General features: G+C 72.4%; 9 protein-coding genes. 3 read left to right on the top strand and 6 right to left on the bottom strand.

Translation table 11 applies throughout. The features are described 5' to 3' along the window. Positions 1-4 precede the first annotated feature (4 nt). On the top strand, positions 5-460 hold the full coding sequence (gene rnhA, locus AC29IT_RS21265) for a ribonuclease HI (protein ID WP_358437570.1): 456 nt from the start codon (positions 5-7) through the stop codon (positions 458-460). Between the two features lie 269 nt (positions 461-729). Here the strand turns inward: rnhA and AC29IT_RS21270 are convergent, their stop codons facing one another. Both AC29IT_RS21270 and AC29IT_RS21275 read right to left on the bottom strand, forming a co-directional pair. After that, positions 730-1,689 carry an electron transfer flavoprotein subunit alpha/FixB family protein gene (locus AC29IT_RS21270; RefSeq protein ID WP_358437568.1) on the bottom strand — a complete coding sequence of 320 codons (960 nt, stop codon included), beginning with the start codon at positions 1,687-1,689 and terminating at the stop codon, positions 730-732. Positions 1,690-1,716: 27 nt separating this feature from the next. Then, the gene (locus AC29IT_RS21275) at positions 1,717-2,499 is read right to left on the bottom strand and encodes an electron transfer flavoprotein subunit beta/FixA family protein (RefSeq protein ID WP_358437565.1); all 783 of its coding nucleotides are present in this window, start codon (positions 2,497-2,499) and stop codon (positions 1,717-1,719) included. 306 nt (positions 2,500-2,805) lie between these two features. On the opposite strand from AC29IT_RS21275, the gene AC29IT_RS21280 reads away from it, so the two are divergent. Then, a complete protein-coding gene (locus AC29IT_RS21280; protein ID WP_488219913.1) occupies positions 2,806-3,651 on the top strand; it encodes a DegV family protein in 846 nt (281 codons plus the stop codon). On the opposite strand, the gene hrpA is transcribed toward AC29IT_RS21280, so the two are convergent. The 3 genes from hrpA to AC29IT_RS21295 all read right to left on the bottom strand — a co-directional run bounded on the left by hrpA (position 3,652) and on the right by AC29IT_RS21295 (position 10,151). After that, complete coding sequence (gene hrpA, locus AC29IT_RS21285; RefSeq protein WP_358437559.1) at positions 3,652-7,611, bottom strand: ATP-dependent RNA helicase HrpA; 3,960 nt, start codon at positions 7,609-7,611, stop codon at positions 3,652-3,654. 162 nt (positions 7,612-7,773) lie between these two features. After that, positions 7,774-8,541: a tyrosine-protein phosphatase gene (locus AC29IT_RS21290; protein ID WP_358437556.1), complete on the bottom strand. Its 768-nt coding sequence runs from the start codon at positions 8,539-8,541 to the stop codon at positions 7,774-7,776. Between the two features lie 137 nt (positions 8,542-8,678). Continuing rightward, positions 8,679-10,151: a neutral zinc metallopeptidase gene (locus tag AC29IT_RS21295; RefSeq protein ID WP_488219914.1), complete on the bottom strand. Its 1,473-nt coding sequence runs from the start codon at positions 10,149-10,151 to the stop codon at positions 8,679-8,681. A 242-nt stretch (positions 10,152-10,393) separates the two neighbouring features. Between AC29IT_RS21295 and AC29IT_RS21300 the strand changes: the two genes are divergently transcribed. Then, entirely contained in the window at positions 10,394-11,551 is a 1,158-nt protein-coding gene (locus AC29IT_RS21300; protein WP_358437550.1) for a hypothetical protein, read from the top strand. 252 nt (positions 11,552-11,803) lie between these two features. On the opposite strand, the gene glgP is transcribed toward AC29IT_RS21300, so the two are convergent. Next, positions 11,804-14,353, bottom strand: coding sequence for an alpha-glucan family phosphorylase (glgP, locus tag AC29IT_RS21305; protein WP_358438877.1), 2,550 nt, complete (start codon positions 14,351-14,353; stop codon positions 11,804-11,806). Positions 14,354-14,487: the final 134 nt, after the last annotated feature.

The raw sequence follows: 14,487 nt of genomic DNA on the forward strand, positions 1-14,487 counted from the left end.
CGGGATGGCTGAGCCCGACCGGAACCTCGTGGAACTGTTCACCGACGGCGCGTGCAGCGGCAACCCCGGCCCCGGCGGGTGGGGCGTGGTGCTGCGCTACGGCGACCACGAGCGCGAGCTGCACGGCGGGGAGCCCGCCACCACGAACAACAAGATGGAGCTCACCGCGGTCATCGAAGGCCTCGCCGCGCTGAACCGCCCGGTGCCGCAGGTCCACGTGTTCAGCGACAGCACCTACGTGCTCAAGGGCATCTCGGAGTGGATGCGCGGCTGGAAGCGCAACGGCTGGCTCACGTCGGCGAAGAAGCCGGTGAAGAACGCGGACCTGTGGCAGCGCCTGGACGCCGAGGTGCAGCGGCACGGCGAGGTCCGGTGGAACTGGGTGAAGGGCCACAACGGCCACCCGGAGAACGAGCGCGCCGACAAGCTCGCCTGCCAAGGCCGCGACGAGCACCGCTGACCCGCGGCCCGGCCCACCACCGGCGCGGCGCGGGCGGCCCGTCGGCCCGCGAACGCGCCGCACCCCCGGGAGGCCGGACGCACACCAGGCCGGACGCACACGGAGCCGGAGCCCCGCGAGGCCGGGCGCGCACGAGGCCGCTCCCGCGCGAAACCGGACGCACGCGAGACCGGACGCACCCGAAGCCGCACGCACACGCGAGGCCGCACGCACGCGAACGGGCCGCACCCCACGAGGAGGTGCGGCCCGTTCGCTGCGCGGTGGAGGGCTCAGCCCTTGCGCTTGCCGACCTCTTCGGTCAGCTGCGGGGCGACCTTGAACAGGTCGCCGACCACGCCGTAGTCGGCGATCTCGAAGATCGGCGCCTCGGCGTCCTTGTTGACGGCCACGATCGTCTTCGAGGTCTGCATGCCGGCGCGGTGCTGGATGGCGCCGGAGATCCCGAGGGCGATGTACAGCTGCGGCGAAACGGTCTTGCCGGTCTGCCCGACCTGGAACTGGTGCGGGTAGTAGCCGGAGTCGACCGCGGCGCGGGACGCGCCGACCGCCGCGCCGAGCGAGTCGGCGAGCTTCTCGACGACGTCGAACGACTCGGCCGAACCGACACCGCGGCCACCGGAGACGACCACGGAGGCCTCGGTGAGCTCGGGGCGGTCCCCGGCCTCGGCGGGCTGCACACCGGTGATCTTGGCGTTCTTCGCGCCGTCGACCGCGGGCACCTCGACCGATTCCTGGGCACCGGCGCCCGCGGCCTGCTCGGCCTCGACGCTGCCGGGCAGCACGGTCACGACCGGCGTGCCCGTGGTGACCTGCGCCTTGGCGTTGTAGGTGCCGCCGAACAGCGAGTGCGAGCCGATCCCGTCGCCGTCGATGTCGACGACCTCCGAGAGCAGGCCCGAGCCGAGCCGCACGGCCAGCCGGCCCGCGATCTCCTTGCCGTCGATCGAGCCCGGTACCAGCACCGCGGCCGGGGAGGCCGAGCCGACCAGCGACGCGAGCACGTCGACGGCCGGGGTGACCAGGTAGGACGCGGTGTCGGCGGACTCGGCCGCGTACACCTTCTCGGCCCCGTAGGACGCCAGCACGTCGGCCAGCTTGCCCGCTTCACCGGGCTCGCCGACGACGACCGCGGACGGCGCGCCGAGGCGGCGGGCCGCGGTCAGCAGCTCCAGGGTGACCTTCTTGACCTCGCCGCCGGAGTGGTCGACGAGGACCAGAACTTCAGACATGTCTTTATCTCCTCGCGAACCTAGGACTCAGACCAGCTTCTCGGCGGCCAGGAACTCGACGATCTTGGTGCCGCCGTCGCCCTCGTCGTTGACGCGCTGGCCGGCCTGCTTCGGCGGCTTCGGCGCGGACTCGACGACCTTGGACCCGGCGCCGGCGAGGCCGACCTCGGAGGCGTCGATGCCCGCGTCGGCCAGCGTCAGCACGGAGACCGGCTTCTTCTTGGCGGCCATGATGCCCTTGAAGGACGGGTAGCGCGGTTCGTTGATCTTCTCGGTGACCGACACGACCGCGGGCAGGTTCGCCTCCAGGCTGATGATGCCCGCGTCGGTCTCGCGCTCGATGCTGATCGTCGAGCCGTCGGTGGTGACCTTGCGCGCGTAGGTCAGCTGCGGGAGGCCCAGCAGCTCGGCCAGCATCGCCGGGACCGCGCCCACGCGGCCGTCGGTGGCCTCGTTGCCCGCGAGCACCAGGTCCACGGAGTCGACGGTGCCGACGACCTTCGCGAGGGCCTTCGCGGTGGAGACCGCGTCGGAACCGGCCAGCGCCTCGTCGGAGAGGTGCACCGCCTTGTCCGCGCCCATCGACAGCGCCTTGCGGATCGCGTCGGTGGCGCGGTCGGGGCCCATGGCCACGACGGTCACCTCACCACCCTGCGCCTCCTTGATCAGCAGCGCCTCTTCCACCGCACGTTCGTTGATCTCATCCAGCACGGCGTCCGCCGACTCGCGGTCGAGCGTGTGGTCGGAGTCTTTGAGCTTGCGCTCGGACCACGTGTCGGGCACCTGCTTCACCAGGACGACGATGTTCATGGGTCCTCTTCGACCTCCTGCGGACTTCACGTCGGCTTCGCTTGCGTTTCGCGCGGTTGCGCGGGGCTTCCGGTCGGTGCGATGACACCGCTACCGGGAAGTTCGACCTTGCCATGGCGCACTGGTGGTGGCACAGTGACGCCGCCCACCCCGGATGTTACTTGCCGGTAGCCCCTGCGCAACCGAGGTTTCCCGTGACGGTACTCACGTCGCCGTCAGGACTTCCCACCAGTCCCGCGGAAGTCCGCCCCGGGAATTCCCCCGGCCAAGATCTGAAAACTTTCACAAGTGACTAGCCTGCACGCCATGAACCACCACGTCGCCATCGTGACGGACTCCACCGCCTCGATCCCACCCGACGTCGCCGAGCAGCTGAAGATCTGCGTGATCCAGCTGGAACTCACGATCGGCGACCAGGAGAACGACGAACGCCGCATCCCGCACGCGGAACTCGCGCAGGCGATGCGCGACGGCACCCACGTCGAAACGGGACCACCGCCGCCACCCGCGTTCTTCTGGAACTACAACGACGCCGCCTCCTCCGGGGCCGAGGCGATCGTGTCCGTGCACATCTCCGAAGGCCTCTCCCAGACCTGCCAGTCCGCGCGCACCGCCGCGGAGGAGATCAGCCTGCCGGTGTTCGTGGTCGATTCGCGGCTGTGCGGGCTCGGCATGGGATTCCCGGTGATCGCCGCTGCCGAGGCCGCCGCCGCGGGCGGCAGCATCCAGGGCGTGCTCGGCGTGCTGGACCGCAGGCTGCGCAGCACCACCCAGATGATCTACGTGGACACCCTGGAGTACCTGCGCCGCAGCGGCCGCGTGGGCCGCGCCCAGGCCTTCTTCGGGCAGGCGCTGTCCATCAAACCGGTGCTGGTGCTGCGCGAGGGCATCCTGGAACCGATGGTCAAGGGCCGCGGACCGGAGCGGGCGCTGAAGAAGGCCATCCGCGAAGCGGTCACCCGCGCGGGAGACGGGCCGGTGGACATCGGCATCGAGCACTTCCAGTACGGCGAACGCGCCCACGAGATCGCCGAGCAGCTGCGCGCCCAGCTCCCGCAGGCCCGCCGCGTCGTCGTCGCCGAGACCAGCGCCATCATCGGCGCGCACGCCGGGCCGGGGGCGCTCGGGCTCACCGTCTCCCCCGCCACCTGATCAGCGCAGCGCCTTGTCCAGGGCCCGGTGGATCCGCTTGGCCGACACCGCCTTCGGGGTGCCGATCGACTGCGCGAACAGCGAGACCCGGAACTCCTCGATCATCCAGCCGACGTCGAGGAGTTCCGGCGCGGGCGCGTGCCCGTCCGGCACCGCGTCCAGCGCGTCCAGGTAGCGGTCCCGCACCTCGTCGACCTGCGCCAGCCACTGCCGGTCCCGCTGCGGGTGGTGCTGGACCTTCTCCAGCCGCTGCTCCACGGCCCGCAGGTAGCGCTCCACGTCCGGCAGCCGCGCCCACCCGGTCTCGGTGACGAACCCGGGGTGCAGCAGCCCGGACAGCTGCTCCTCGACGTCGGCGCGCGAATCGGCCGGCATCGCCTGCGCCCGGTCGGCGAGCGCCGAACGGGCCCGCTGCGCCGCGTCCAGGACCTTCTCCACCTTGGCGGCGGTGTCGGCGGTGACCGGCCCGAGCCCGGCGCGCACCTTCGCCTGCAGCGCCGCGAACCCGTCCTGGCTCCACACCGGACCGCCCGCGTCGGCGACGAGCTTGTCCACCGCGCAGCTCGCGCAGTCCTGCAGCAGCAGTCCCAGATCGCCGTGCGGGGCGGTGCCCAGCACCACGCGGGTGCGGGCGTTCATGCCGCGCTGCAACGACTTCACCGGCGACGGCAGGTTCAGCAGCAGCAACCGCCGGGTGCCGTCCCACAGCGCGCGGCGCTGCTCGGCCTCGGTGTCGAACATGCGGACCGCGACCGAGTCGCCCTCGTCCACCAGCGACGGGTAGGCCTTCACCGCGTTCCCGCCGCGGTCCTGCTCGAAGGTGCGGGGCAGCTCCCCGAAGTTCCACGAGTCCAGCCCGGCGCGTTCCACGGTGCCCGCGGCCGCGGAGATCTCGGCGCGCAGCTTCGGCCGCAGCCGCCGCTTCAGCTCCCCCAGGTCCTTCGACTCGGCGAGCTTCTTCCCGTCGCCGTCGATGACGCGGAACGACATCGACAAGTGGTCGGCCAGCGAATCCACGTCGAACTCGCCCGGTGGCACCGTCACCCCGGTCATCCGGCGCAGCTGGTCGCTGAGCGCCCCGACCAGGTCGCCCTGCAGCGCGGGCATCCGGGACAGCGCGGCCTTCGCGTGGTCGGGGACCGGGACGAAGTTGCGCCGCAACGACTTCGGCAACGATTTGATCAGCGCGACGACGAGCTCCTCGCGCAGGCCCGGGATCTGCCAGTCGAACCCGGCCGGTTCGATCTGGTTGAGCACCGCCAGCGGGACGTGCGCGGTGACGCCGTCGGCGTCGGCCCCCGGCTCGAACTGGTAGGTCAGCTCCAGCCGGTGGCCGCCCTGCTGCCAGGCGTCCGGGTAGTCGTGGTCGGTGACCCGCGCCGACTCCTGGTTGATGAGCATGGACTTCTCGAAGTCGAGCAGTTCCGGTTGCTCGCGGCGGGCCTTCTTCCACCAGCTGTCGAAGTGCCTGCCCGAGACGACCTCGGCGCCGACCCGCTGGTCGTAGAACTCGAACAGCGTCTCGTCGTCGACGAGGATGTCCCGGCGGCGGGCGCGTTCCTCCAGACCCTCCACCTCGGCCAGCAGGGCGCGGTTGTCGTGGAAGAACCGGTGGTTCGTGTCCCAGTCGCCCTCCACCAGCGCGTGCCGGATGAACAGCTCCCGGCACAGCTCCGGTTCGACCCGCCCGTAGTTCACCTTGCGGTCCGCGACCAGCGGCACCCCGTACAGCGTGACCTTCTCGGCGGCGACGACGGCGGCCCGCTTCTTCTCCCAGTGCGGTTCGCTGTAGCTGCGCTTCACCAGGTGCCCGGCGAGCTGCTCCACCCACTCGGGTTCGACGCGGGCGTTGACCCGCGCCCACAGCCGGGAGGTCTCGACGAGCTCGGCGGACATCACGAACCGCGGCGGCTTCTTGAACAGGGCCGAGCCGGGGAAGATCGCGAACTTGGCGCTGCGCGCCCCCAGGTATTCGGTGGCCCCGCGCTGGCGCCGGCCGCTCTGCTTCTTCTCGTTCTTCTCGTCGACGTCCTTGAGCCCGATGTGCGACAGCAGCCCGGCCAGCAGTGAGCGGTGCACCAGCTCCGGCGCCGCCGGGTTGTCGTTGAGCGTCATGTCCAGCGACTTGGTCATCTGCCGCAGCTGCGAGTACAGGTCCTGCCACTCCCGCACCCGCAGGTGGTTGAGGAAGTCGGCCTTGCACTGCTTGCGGAACTGGTTCGACGACAGCGCGCGCTGCTGCTCCCGCAGGTGGTTCCACAGGTTCACGAACGCCAGGAAGTCCGACTGCTCGTCGGTGAACCGCGCGTGCTTCTCCCCCGCCGCCTGCTGGTGCTCGGCGGGCCGCTCCCGCGGGTCCTGGATGGACAGGGCGGCGGCGATGACGAGCGTCTCGTGCAGGCAGCCGTTGCGGTCCGCGGCCAGCACCATCCGGGCCAGCCGCGGATCGACGGGCAGCTGCGCCAGGGTGCGGCCGACCGGGGTGAGCTTGCGCTGCCCCTCCTGCTCGCCGGTGTCCAGCGCGCCGAGCTCGTGCAGCAGGTTCACGCCGTCGGTGATCTGGCGGCGGTCCGGCGGCTCCAGGAACGGGAACTCGGCGACGTCGCCCAGCCCCAGCGAGGTCATCTGCAGGATCACCGAGGCGAGGTTGGTGCGCAGGATCTCCGGATCGGTGAACTCGGGGCGGGACTCGAAGTCCTGCTCGGAGTACAGCCGGATGCAGATGCCCTCGGACACGCGGCCGCAGCGGCCCTTGCGCTGGTTCGCCGACGCCTGCGACACCGGCTCGATCGGCAGCCGCTGCACCTTGGTGCGGAAGCTGTACCGGGAGATGCGGGCGGTGCCCGGGTCGATCACGTACTTGATGCCGGGCACCGTCAGCGAGGTCTCGGCGACGTTGGTGGCCAGCACGATGCGCCTGCCGGTGTGCGGCTGGAACGCGCGGTGCTGCTCGGCGGCGGAGAGCCGCGCGTACAGCGGCAGCACCTCGGTGTTGCGCAGCTTCAGCTGCTCCAGCGCCTCGGCGGTGTCGCGGATCTCCCGCTCGCCGCTGAGGAACACCAGCACGTCCCCGTCGCCCGCGGCGCCGAGCTCGTCCACGGCCTCGCAGATCGCCTGCGTCTGGTCCCGCTCGTAGGCGGGCAGGTCCGGGTCGTCCGGTTCCTCCACCAGCGGCCGGTAGCGGACCTCGACCGGGTAGGTGCGGCCGGAGACCTCCACGACGGGGGCGTCGCCGAAGTGCCGGGAGAACCGGTCGGGGTCGATCGTCGCCGAGGTGATGATCACCTTGAGGTCGGGGCGGCGCGGCAGCAGCTGCTTGAGGTAGCCGAGGATGAAGTCGATGTTGAGGCTGCGCTCGTGCGCCTCGTCGATGATGAGCGTGTCGTAGCGGCGCAGCAGCCGGTCCCGCTGGATCTCGGCGAGCAGGATGCCGTCCGTCATCAGCTTCACCAGCGTCGACTCGCCCGCGCGCTCGGTGAACCGCACCTGGTAGCCGATCGCTTCGCCCAGTTCGGTGCCGAGCTCCTCGGCGACGCGTTCGGCGACGGTGCGGGCGGCGATCCGGCGCGGCTGGGTGTGCCCGATGCCGCCCTGGATGCCGCGGCCCAGCTCCAGGCACATCTTCGGCAGCTGCGTCGTCTTCCCGGAGCCGGTCTCGCCCGCGACGATCACCACCTGGTTGTCCCGGATCGCCGCCAGCAGGTCGTCGCGGCGCGCGCTGACCGGCAGCTGCTCGGGGTAGGTGATGCGCGGGACCGCGGCGCGGCGCCGTTCGACCCGCTGCTCGGCGGCGGCGACCTCGGCGGCGATCTCGCCGGTGGCCGAGTCCAGCGCCGCGGCGTCCCGGATCTTGCGGGCGCCTTCGATGCGGCGGCGGAGCCTGCGCTGGTCGTTGAACATCAGCTCGGGCAGGCGGTCGCGCAGATCGGCCAGCGGGGAGCTCACAGGTGACGTACCCATACTTCGGTCCAGGATAGAGAACGCCGCCACCGGTTTTCCGCCGGTCAGGCAGTGACGTGCGGGACGTCCCCCGCCCGGCCGCCCCGGAACCACGTCCGGCCGCGCCGGAACGGGTGGCGAGCCGCTCGGCGCCGAGCGCAGGACTCCGCCGCGGGGTGGCGCTCAGCCGTGCAGGAACGGCGTGTCGATGGGCCGGTCGGGGCGGGCCGGGCGGACGCGGCCGAGGGCGCGTTCGCGCAGCGCGGCGAGCTCACCGCCGGTCAGGCCCGCCGCGCGCAGCTCGGCGGCCAGGTCGTGGGCTTCGACGACCTCGCGGGCCACGTCGGCGGTGCTGCTGCCGTGCGCGGCGAGCAGCCGCCGGATCTCCGGGGCGTCGTCCGGCCTGCCCTCGGCGGCGGCGAGCGCGCCTAGCGGGGCGTGGCTGAGCGCGTGGTCGGCGGCGATGACCTCGGGCGCGGCGCCCAGCAGGCCGAGCAGCACCAGCACCACCAGCCCGGCCCGGTCCCGCCCGCTACCGCAGTGCACCAGCACCCCGCCCGGCCGGGCGGTGGCGATCGCGCCGACCACCTCGGCCAGCCGCCGCGGGTAGCGGCGCACGAACGCCGGGTAGTACAGCGGGGTGCAGGACAGCGCGCCGCCCCAGCGGTCCTGGAACTCGGTGTCCGCCGGGTCGTCCAGCGGCAGGTGCAGCGTGCTGAGCCCGGCGGGCCGCGGCGCCCGGTCCGGACCGTCCTCGACGCCGTCGGTCAGGTCGACGACGGTGCGCACCCCGTGCGCCCACAGCGCGGCCCAGCCGTCGGCGCTGAGCCGCACCGGGTTCCCGGCGCGGACGACGGCACCCCAGCGCACGTATCCGTCGCGCACCGGCAGCCCGCCCAGCTCGCGCCCGTTGATCAACCCGTCCCACCCGAGTTCCCGCCATCCAGCCATGTCCGGAGGACGCGCGGCCCGAACGCCCGTTGCACGCCGAACGGCCCAACCCGGCGCGGCGAGCCGGGCCCGGCGACCGGGTGAGTGCCCCGTTCGCCTCGCAAGATCGGCCCGATGGGCCATTCACCCGGCGGGGATCAGGTCGAGTACTTGGTGCTGCACGGCGCGAAGCCGTCCTGGAACCCGAGCCGGAACGCCTCGATGCGGGCGAAGCCCGCGGGCACCTGGTCGCCGTTGACGTCGGCGGCGATGAGGCTGTCGTCGCCGAGCAGCGCGGCCACCCCTTCATCGATGTCACCGGGCGCCATCCGCAGCTCGCCCACCGGGTTGCGCTGCCCGATCGGGTCCTCCACCAGCAGCCCGCTCCAGGCGCCCACCATGCAGGCGGTGCGCAGGCCGGCGTTCTGCCCGGTCAGCGGCAGCCCGGCGGCCTCCTGCACGGACAGCGCGTACCGCGACGCGACCTGCGCGTAGGCGGCGAAGTCGCCGTAGCCGGAGTTCGCGTCGTCCTTCGCGGGCGGCGTCGCGATGCGCTGCAGGTCGTCCAGGCTCAGCGACACGGTGTTCGTGCCCGGGCAGTAGGCGACGGGGCTCGTCCCGCGCACCCCCGTGCAGGCGAGCGGTTCGGTGACCAGGTGCGGCGGCAGCGCCCCGGTGTCCTTGAAGACCTGCCGGAGGCTCTCCTGCACGGCGGCCAGGTTCTTCTCGTCGACCGGCAGGTCGCTCTCCTGCGCCTGCTTCCAGAACCGGAACTGGGTGGTGCGCTGCTTGACGTCGTCGGCGTCCATCTCGGCGCAGCGCTTCGGCCCGTCGCTGAAGCCGAACTGGAAGGCGGTGACCCGGTCGAAGGCGCTGCCGTGCGCGTCGGCGCCGGTGAAGTCGCTCTCGCCGGGGGTGTCGCGGATGTAGCTGAGCACGCCCATGACCTTGTTCAGGCCGTCGCCGGTGGAGACCTGGAAGTGCTTCGCGTCGTCTTCGGCCACGTGCCGGAAGAAGGAACCGGTGAAGCAATCGGCCTGCTGCTCGGAGACCAGCGTCGAGTCCTTCTCCGCCATCGTCCCGGCGCGCTGCTGCACGGCGTGGCCCATCTCGTGGGCGAGGACGGTGACCACGGCGATCGGCCCGAAGCTGTTCTCCAGCCGCGGCAGCAGGTCCGCGCGGTCCCAGGCGACGAAGTCCTCCTTGCCGCAGTAGAACGCGTTGGACAGCCCGCGGGTCTGCTGGCCGCAGAGCTCGCCGCCGAGCGCGGTGGAGTCGTAGGAGACGAACTTGCCGACCGCGTCGAACTGCTTGCCGTCGAAGGCCTCGGGGAACACGACCTTCCAGTAGTCCTGGACGTCGGAGACGGCGTTGCGGGCGACCCCGTCGATCTCGCCGTGGTCGGTGCCCTCCACCGGCAGGTCGGCGTCGGCGACGCCGTCGCGGGGACCGGTGGGCCCGTTGCTCGCGGGCAGCCCGGCCACGTCGTCGACGGCGGGCCCGCCCGCGGTGGTGGGGGTGCCGCTGATGACCCGCGAGCAGCCGCTCACCACCGAGATGCACGCGAGCAGCGCGAGGACCGCGCCGCCGACCCGGGTGCCGCGCGGACCGCCTGCCGAAACCGGTGCCACAGAAGTCCCTCATCCTGTTCGAAGATCCGTTGGCGGGCGGCGGAACCGCGTCCCCGAGCTCGGTCCACCGGCCGCTGCGGATCAGCCTATCGGGTGGCCGGTGCGGGCCGGATCTCCGCGGGCGCGCCCGGAATCCCGTGCTGCGCACGACGGTCGAGCCCGTGCCGCGCAGGACGGTCGAGACGGGCTCTGCACCGAAAACGGCGGTGTGCGCGGGGATCGTTCCGTAAGGTCCCCTGCTCATGGGGACGTTGCGTCAGTGGCTGCGGCCGTGGGTGGTGGCCGCGTTGGCCGGCCTGGTGGCCGTGGGAGTCGTGGAAGGTCTCGCGGGCGGTGGTGCCGGCGGGTTCGGCCGGGGCGTGCTGGGCGCGCTGGCCGGGGTCATCGCGCTGCCGATGGTCACGCAGCTGGGGCTGCTGGCCGGGGCCGCGATCTTCGGGTTGCGCATCCGGCACGTGGTGATCGGTTCGCTGCACGGCATCGCGAGCTGGCGGGTCGGGCGGACCACGATCACGCTGCGGGCGCTGCCGCTGGAGCTGGCGTCCGAGATCGGCCCGTGGCGCAGCCCGGTGATCCTGCGCTGCTGGCTGGCGGGCGTGACGTCCGCGGTGGCCGGGATCGGTGCCGTGCTGGCGTGCTGGCTGCTGGCGGACGGCTCGTTCGGGCGCGGGCTGCTGATCGCCGTGACCCCGCTGATGATCTACAAGTTGTGGCCGCGCCGGGAACCGCTGAGCACCTCCACCGGCTGGCTGCTGTTCGGCCTGCCGCGGCTGGAGGAGCCGCGGCGCAGCGAGTTCCTGGCGGCCCCGCTGGCGGCGCGCGCGCACGAAGCGCTGCAGGACGGGGACGTCGAACGCGCCCAGGTGGTGGTGAACCGGCTCTCCGCGCTGCACCCCGAGCTGGACGTGGCGGTGAACTGCCGGATCACGATGCACGAGGCGCGCGGCGAGTACGCGGACGCGGTGCTGAAGCTCAGCGGGCACATCGCGGCGGTCGACCTGGCGCCGCGCGAGCTCTCCTACGCGCTGGCGGGCCTGGCCGGCCTGGGGTGCTGCGCCGCGGAATCCGACCAGCTGCCCGCCGCCGACGTGCTGCCGATCGCGCGGAAGGCGCTGGAGGACGCGATCTCGCTCGGCTACCCGGCGCACCAGCTGAACGGGACGAAGGGGCTGCTGGCGCTGCTGGAGGGCGATGCGGACGAGGCGGCGCGGCTGGCCGCGTCCGGGGCGGACCACGCCTCCTCGCCGCTGTCGAAGGCCGACGACTTCGCGACCCTGGCCCGCGCGCACATGGCCCGCCGCGACAACGCCGCCGCCCGCGCCGCCCTCGCCGATGCGGAACGCCTCGCCGCCTGGTGGCCGCGCGTCCGCGAGGTCCGCGAACGCCTCTACGTCGCCTGACGCCCACCGAGCACCCGGCTCACCACCCACCTCCGAACCCGCCAGCCGGGTCTCGGCTTTTTCCTGTCAGCGGCGAAGCCGCTGAGCCGCCGACCACCTGATCAACCGGCACCGCCGCGGGTTCTCAGCTGGTTCCTCGCGAGGACAGCGATTTCTCATGTGGCGGAGCCACCTGTGAAATCGATCCCGCAGCGAGGAAACAGCTGAGGTTCCGCCACCCGACCACTACGCGACAGAAGTGGGATCCAGGGGTCAGGCCAGGACGATGCGGCCGAGCTCGGCGGGACCGGACAGCAGCGGATGCTTCGGGAGCACGCGGACCGTGTAGCCGGCCGGACCGGCGTGCGGCAGCGTCACCGTCGCCTCGTAGTCGCCGTCCGGGCCGGGTCGCATGGACTCGGTGATGAACTCGTGCAGCTTGTCCGCGTCGTCCACCCGGCCCACCACCACCTCGACGTCCACATCGGACGGTGCCAGCCCGGCGAGGTCGACCTCCGCGCGCACGGTGATCCGCCCGCCCAGCAGCGGGGTCGCGCCGCCCGACACCGACATCCGGGTGGCACCGATCCGCACCGAACCCCACGCCGAACCGAGCCGCGCCCCGTACTCGGCGAGCTCCTTCGCGCCCCGGTGGTCGTGCTCGGTCATGGCCTGCGCCGACCGCGCCGCCGGACCGTAGTAGCGGTCCACGTACTCGCGGACCATCCGGGACGCCTGCACCCGCGGGCCGAGGGTGGCGAGGGTGTGGCGCACCATCGACATCCACTTGCCGGGGACGCCGTCGGCGCTGCGCTCGTAGAACGTGGGGGCGACACCGGTGGCGATGAGCTCGTACAGCGCGGCCGCCTCCAGGTCGTCGCGCCGGTTCTGGTCGGTGACGCCGTCGGCGTTCGGGATCGCCCACCCGTTCTCGCCGTCGAACAGCTCGTCCCACCAGCCGTCCCGCACCGACAGGTTCAGCGCGCCGTTCAGCGCCGCCTTCATCCCGGAGGTGCCGCAGGCCTCCAGCGGCCGCACCGGGGTGTTCAGCCACACGTCGCAGCCGGACACCAGGTACCGGGCCAGCGACATGTCGTAATCCGGCAGGAACACGATGCGGTGACGCACTTCGGGGTCGTCGGCGAACCGGGTGATCTGCTGGATCATCGCCTTGCCGCCCTCGTCGGCCGGGTGCGACTTCCCGGCCACCACCAGCTGCACCGGCCGTTCCGGGTCCAGCAGCAGCCGCCGCAGCCGTTCGGTGTCGCGCAGCATCAGGGTGAGCCGCTTGTAGGTCGGCACCCGGCGGGCGAAACCGATCGTGAGCACGTCCGGGTCGAACACCGAATCGCACCAGCCGAGCTCCAGGTCGGAGGCGCCGCGCTGCAACCAGGCCTGCCGCAGCCTGCGCCGCACCTCGTCCACCAGCCGCTGCCGCAGCGAACTGCGCAGCTCCCACAGCAGCGGGTCGCTCACCGGTTCCATCCCGCGCAACCCCGCCCCGCTGTCCATTTCGGACTCGCCGAGCAGCTTGCCGAGCTCCCGCGCCGACCAGGTGGGCCCGTGCACCCCGTTCGTCACCGACCCGATCGGCACCTCCTCGACGCCGAAACCGGGCCACAGCCCGCGGAACATGGTGCGCAGCACCCCGCCGTGCAGCGCCGACACCCCGTTCGCGCGCTGCGCCAGCCGCAACCCCATGTGCGCCATGTTGAACATGCCCGGCTTGTCGCCGGCGCCGAGCGCCAGCACCCGCTCCGTCGGCACCCCCGGCAGCAGCGCCTGCGAGGAACCGTCGCCGAAGTAGTGCCGCACCAGGTCCACCGGGAACCGGTCGATGCCCGCCGGAACCGGGGTGTGCGTGGTGAACACGGTGCCCGCGCGCACCGCGGCCACCGCCTCGTCGAAGTGCAGGCCCGGCGCCCCGTGCAGCTCGCGCACCCGCTCCAGGCCGAGGAAACCGGCGTGGCCCTCGTTGGTGTGGAACACCTCCGGCTCCGGGTGCCCGGTCAGCTCGCAGTAGGCGCGCAGCGCCCGCACCCCGCCGATCCCGGCGAGGATCTCCTGCCGGATGCGGTGGTCCGCGTCGCCGCCGTAGAGCCGGTCGGTGGTGCCGCGCAGGTCGTCGTCGTTGTCCGGCAGGTCCGTGTCCAGCAGCAGCAGCGGAACCCGGCCTACCTGCGCCTTCCAGATCCGGGCGCGCAGCTCCCGCCCGCCCGGCATCGCCACCCGCACCAGCAGCGGCTCGCCGGACGGTTCGGTGAGCACCTCCAGCGGCAGGCCCTTCGGGTCCTGCACCGGGTAGTGCTCCTGCTGCCAGCCCTCCGCGGACAGCGCCTGCCGGAAGTAACCGGAGCGGTAGAACAGGCCCACCCCGATCAGCGGCACCCCCAGGTCCGACGCCGACTTCAAGTGGTCGCCCGCGAGCACGCCGAGCCCGCCGGAGTAGTTCGGCAGCGCCTCGCTGACCCCGAACTCCATCGAGAAATACGCCACCGAGGACGGCAACCCGGCGCCCTCGGCCTGCCGCTGCTGGTACCAGCGCGGCACCGTCAAGTAGTGCCGCAGGTCGTCGTGCACCGCGCGGGTGCGGGCCAGGAAGTCCTCGTCCTGCGCCAGTTCGCGCAGCCGCTCCGCGGGCACCTCCTCCAGCAGCCGCAGCGGATCGCCGCCGACCCGCGCCCACACCTGCGGATCCACCGCGGCGAACAGGTCCTGCGTCGGCGGGTGCCAGGTCCAGCGCAGGTTCGTCGCCAACGTCCCCAGCGCCGCCAGCTGCTCCGGCAGGTGTGCTCGAACGGTGAAACGGTGGACGGCTTTCACGGCGGCTGATCCCATCTCGCGGTCGGTGGAACCGGCGCGGCGTCGCACAGCTCCGACGAGTTCCGCGCCGCCCCGCTGGCGGACGCGTGCCCGCCAGTCTCGCAGCCCGCGGACGCGGCCGCGGACGGCTGATC

This window comes from Saccharopolyspora sp. MMCC62 (assembly GCF_057736575.1).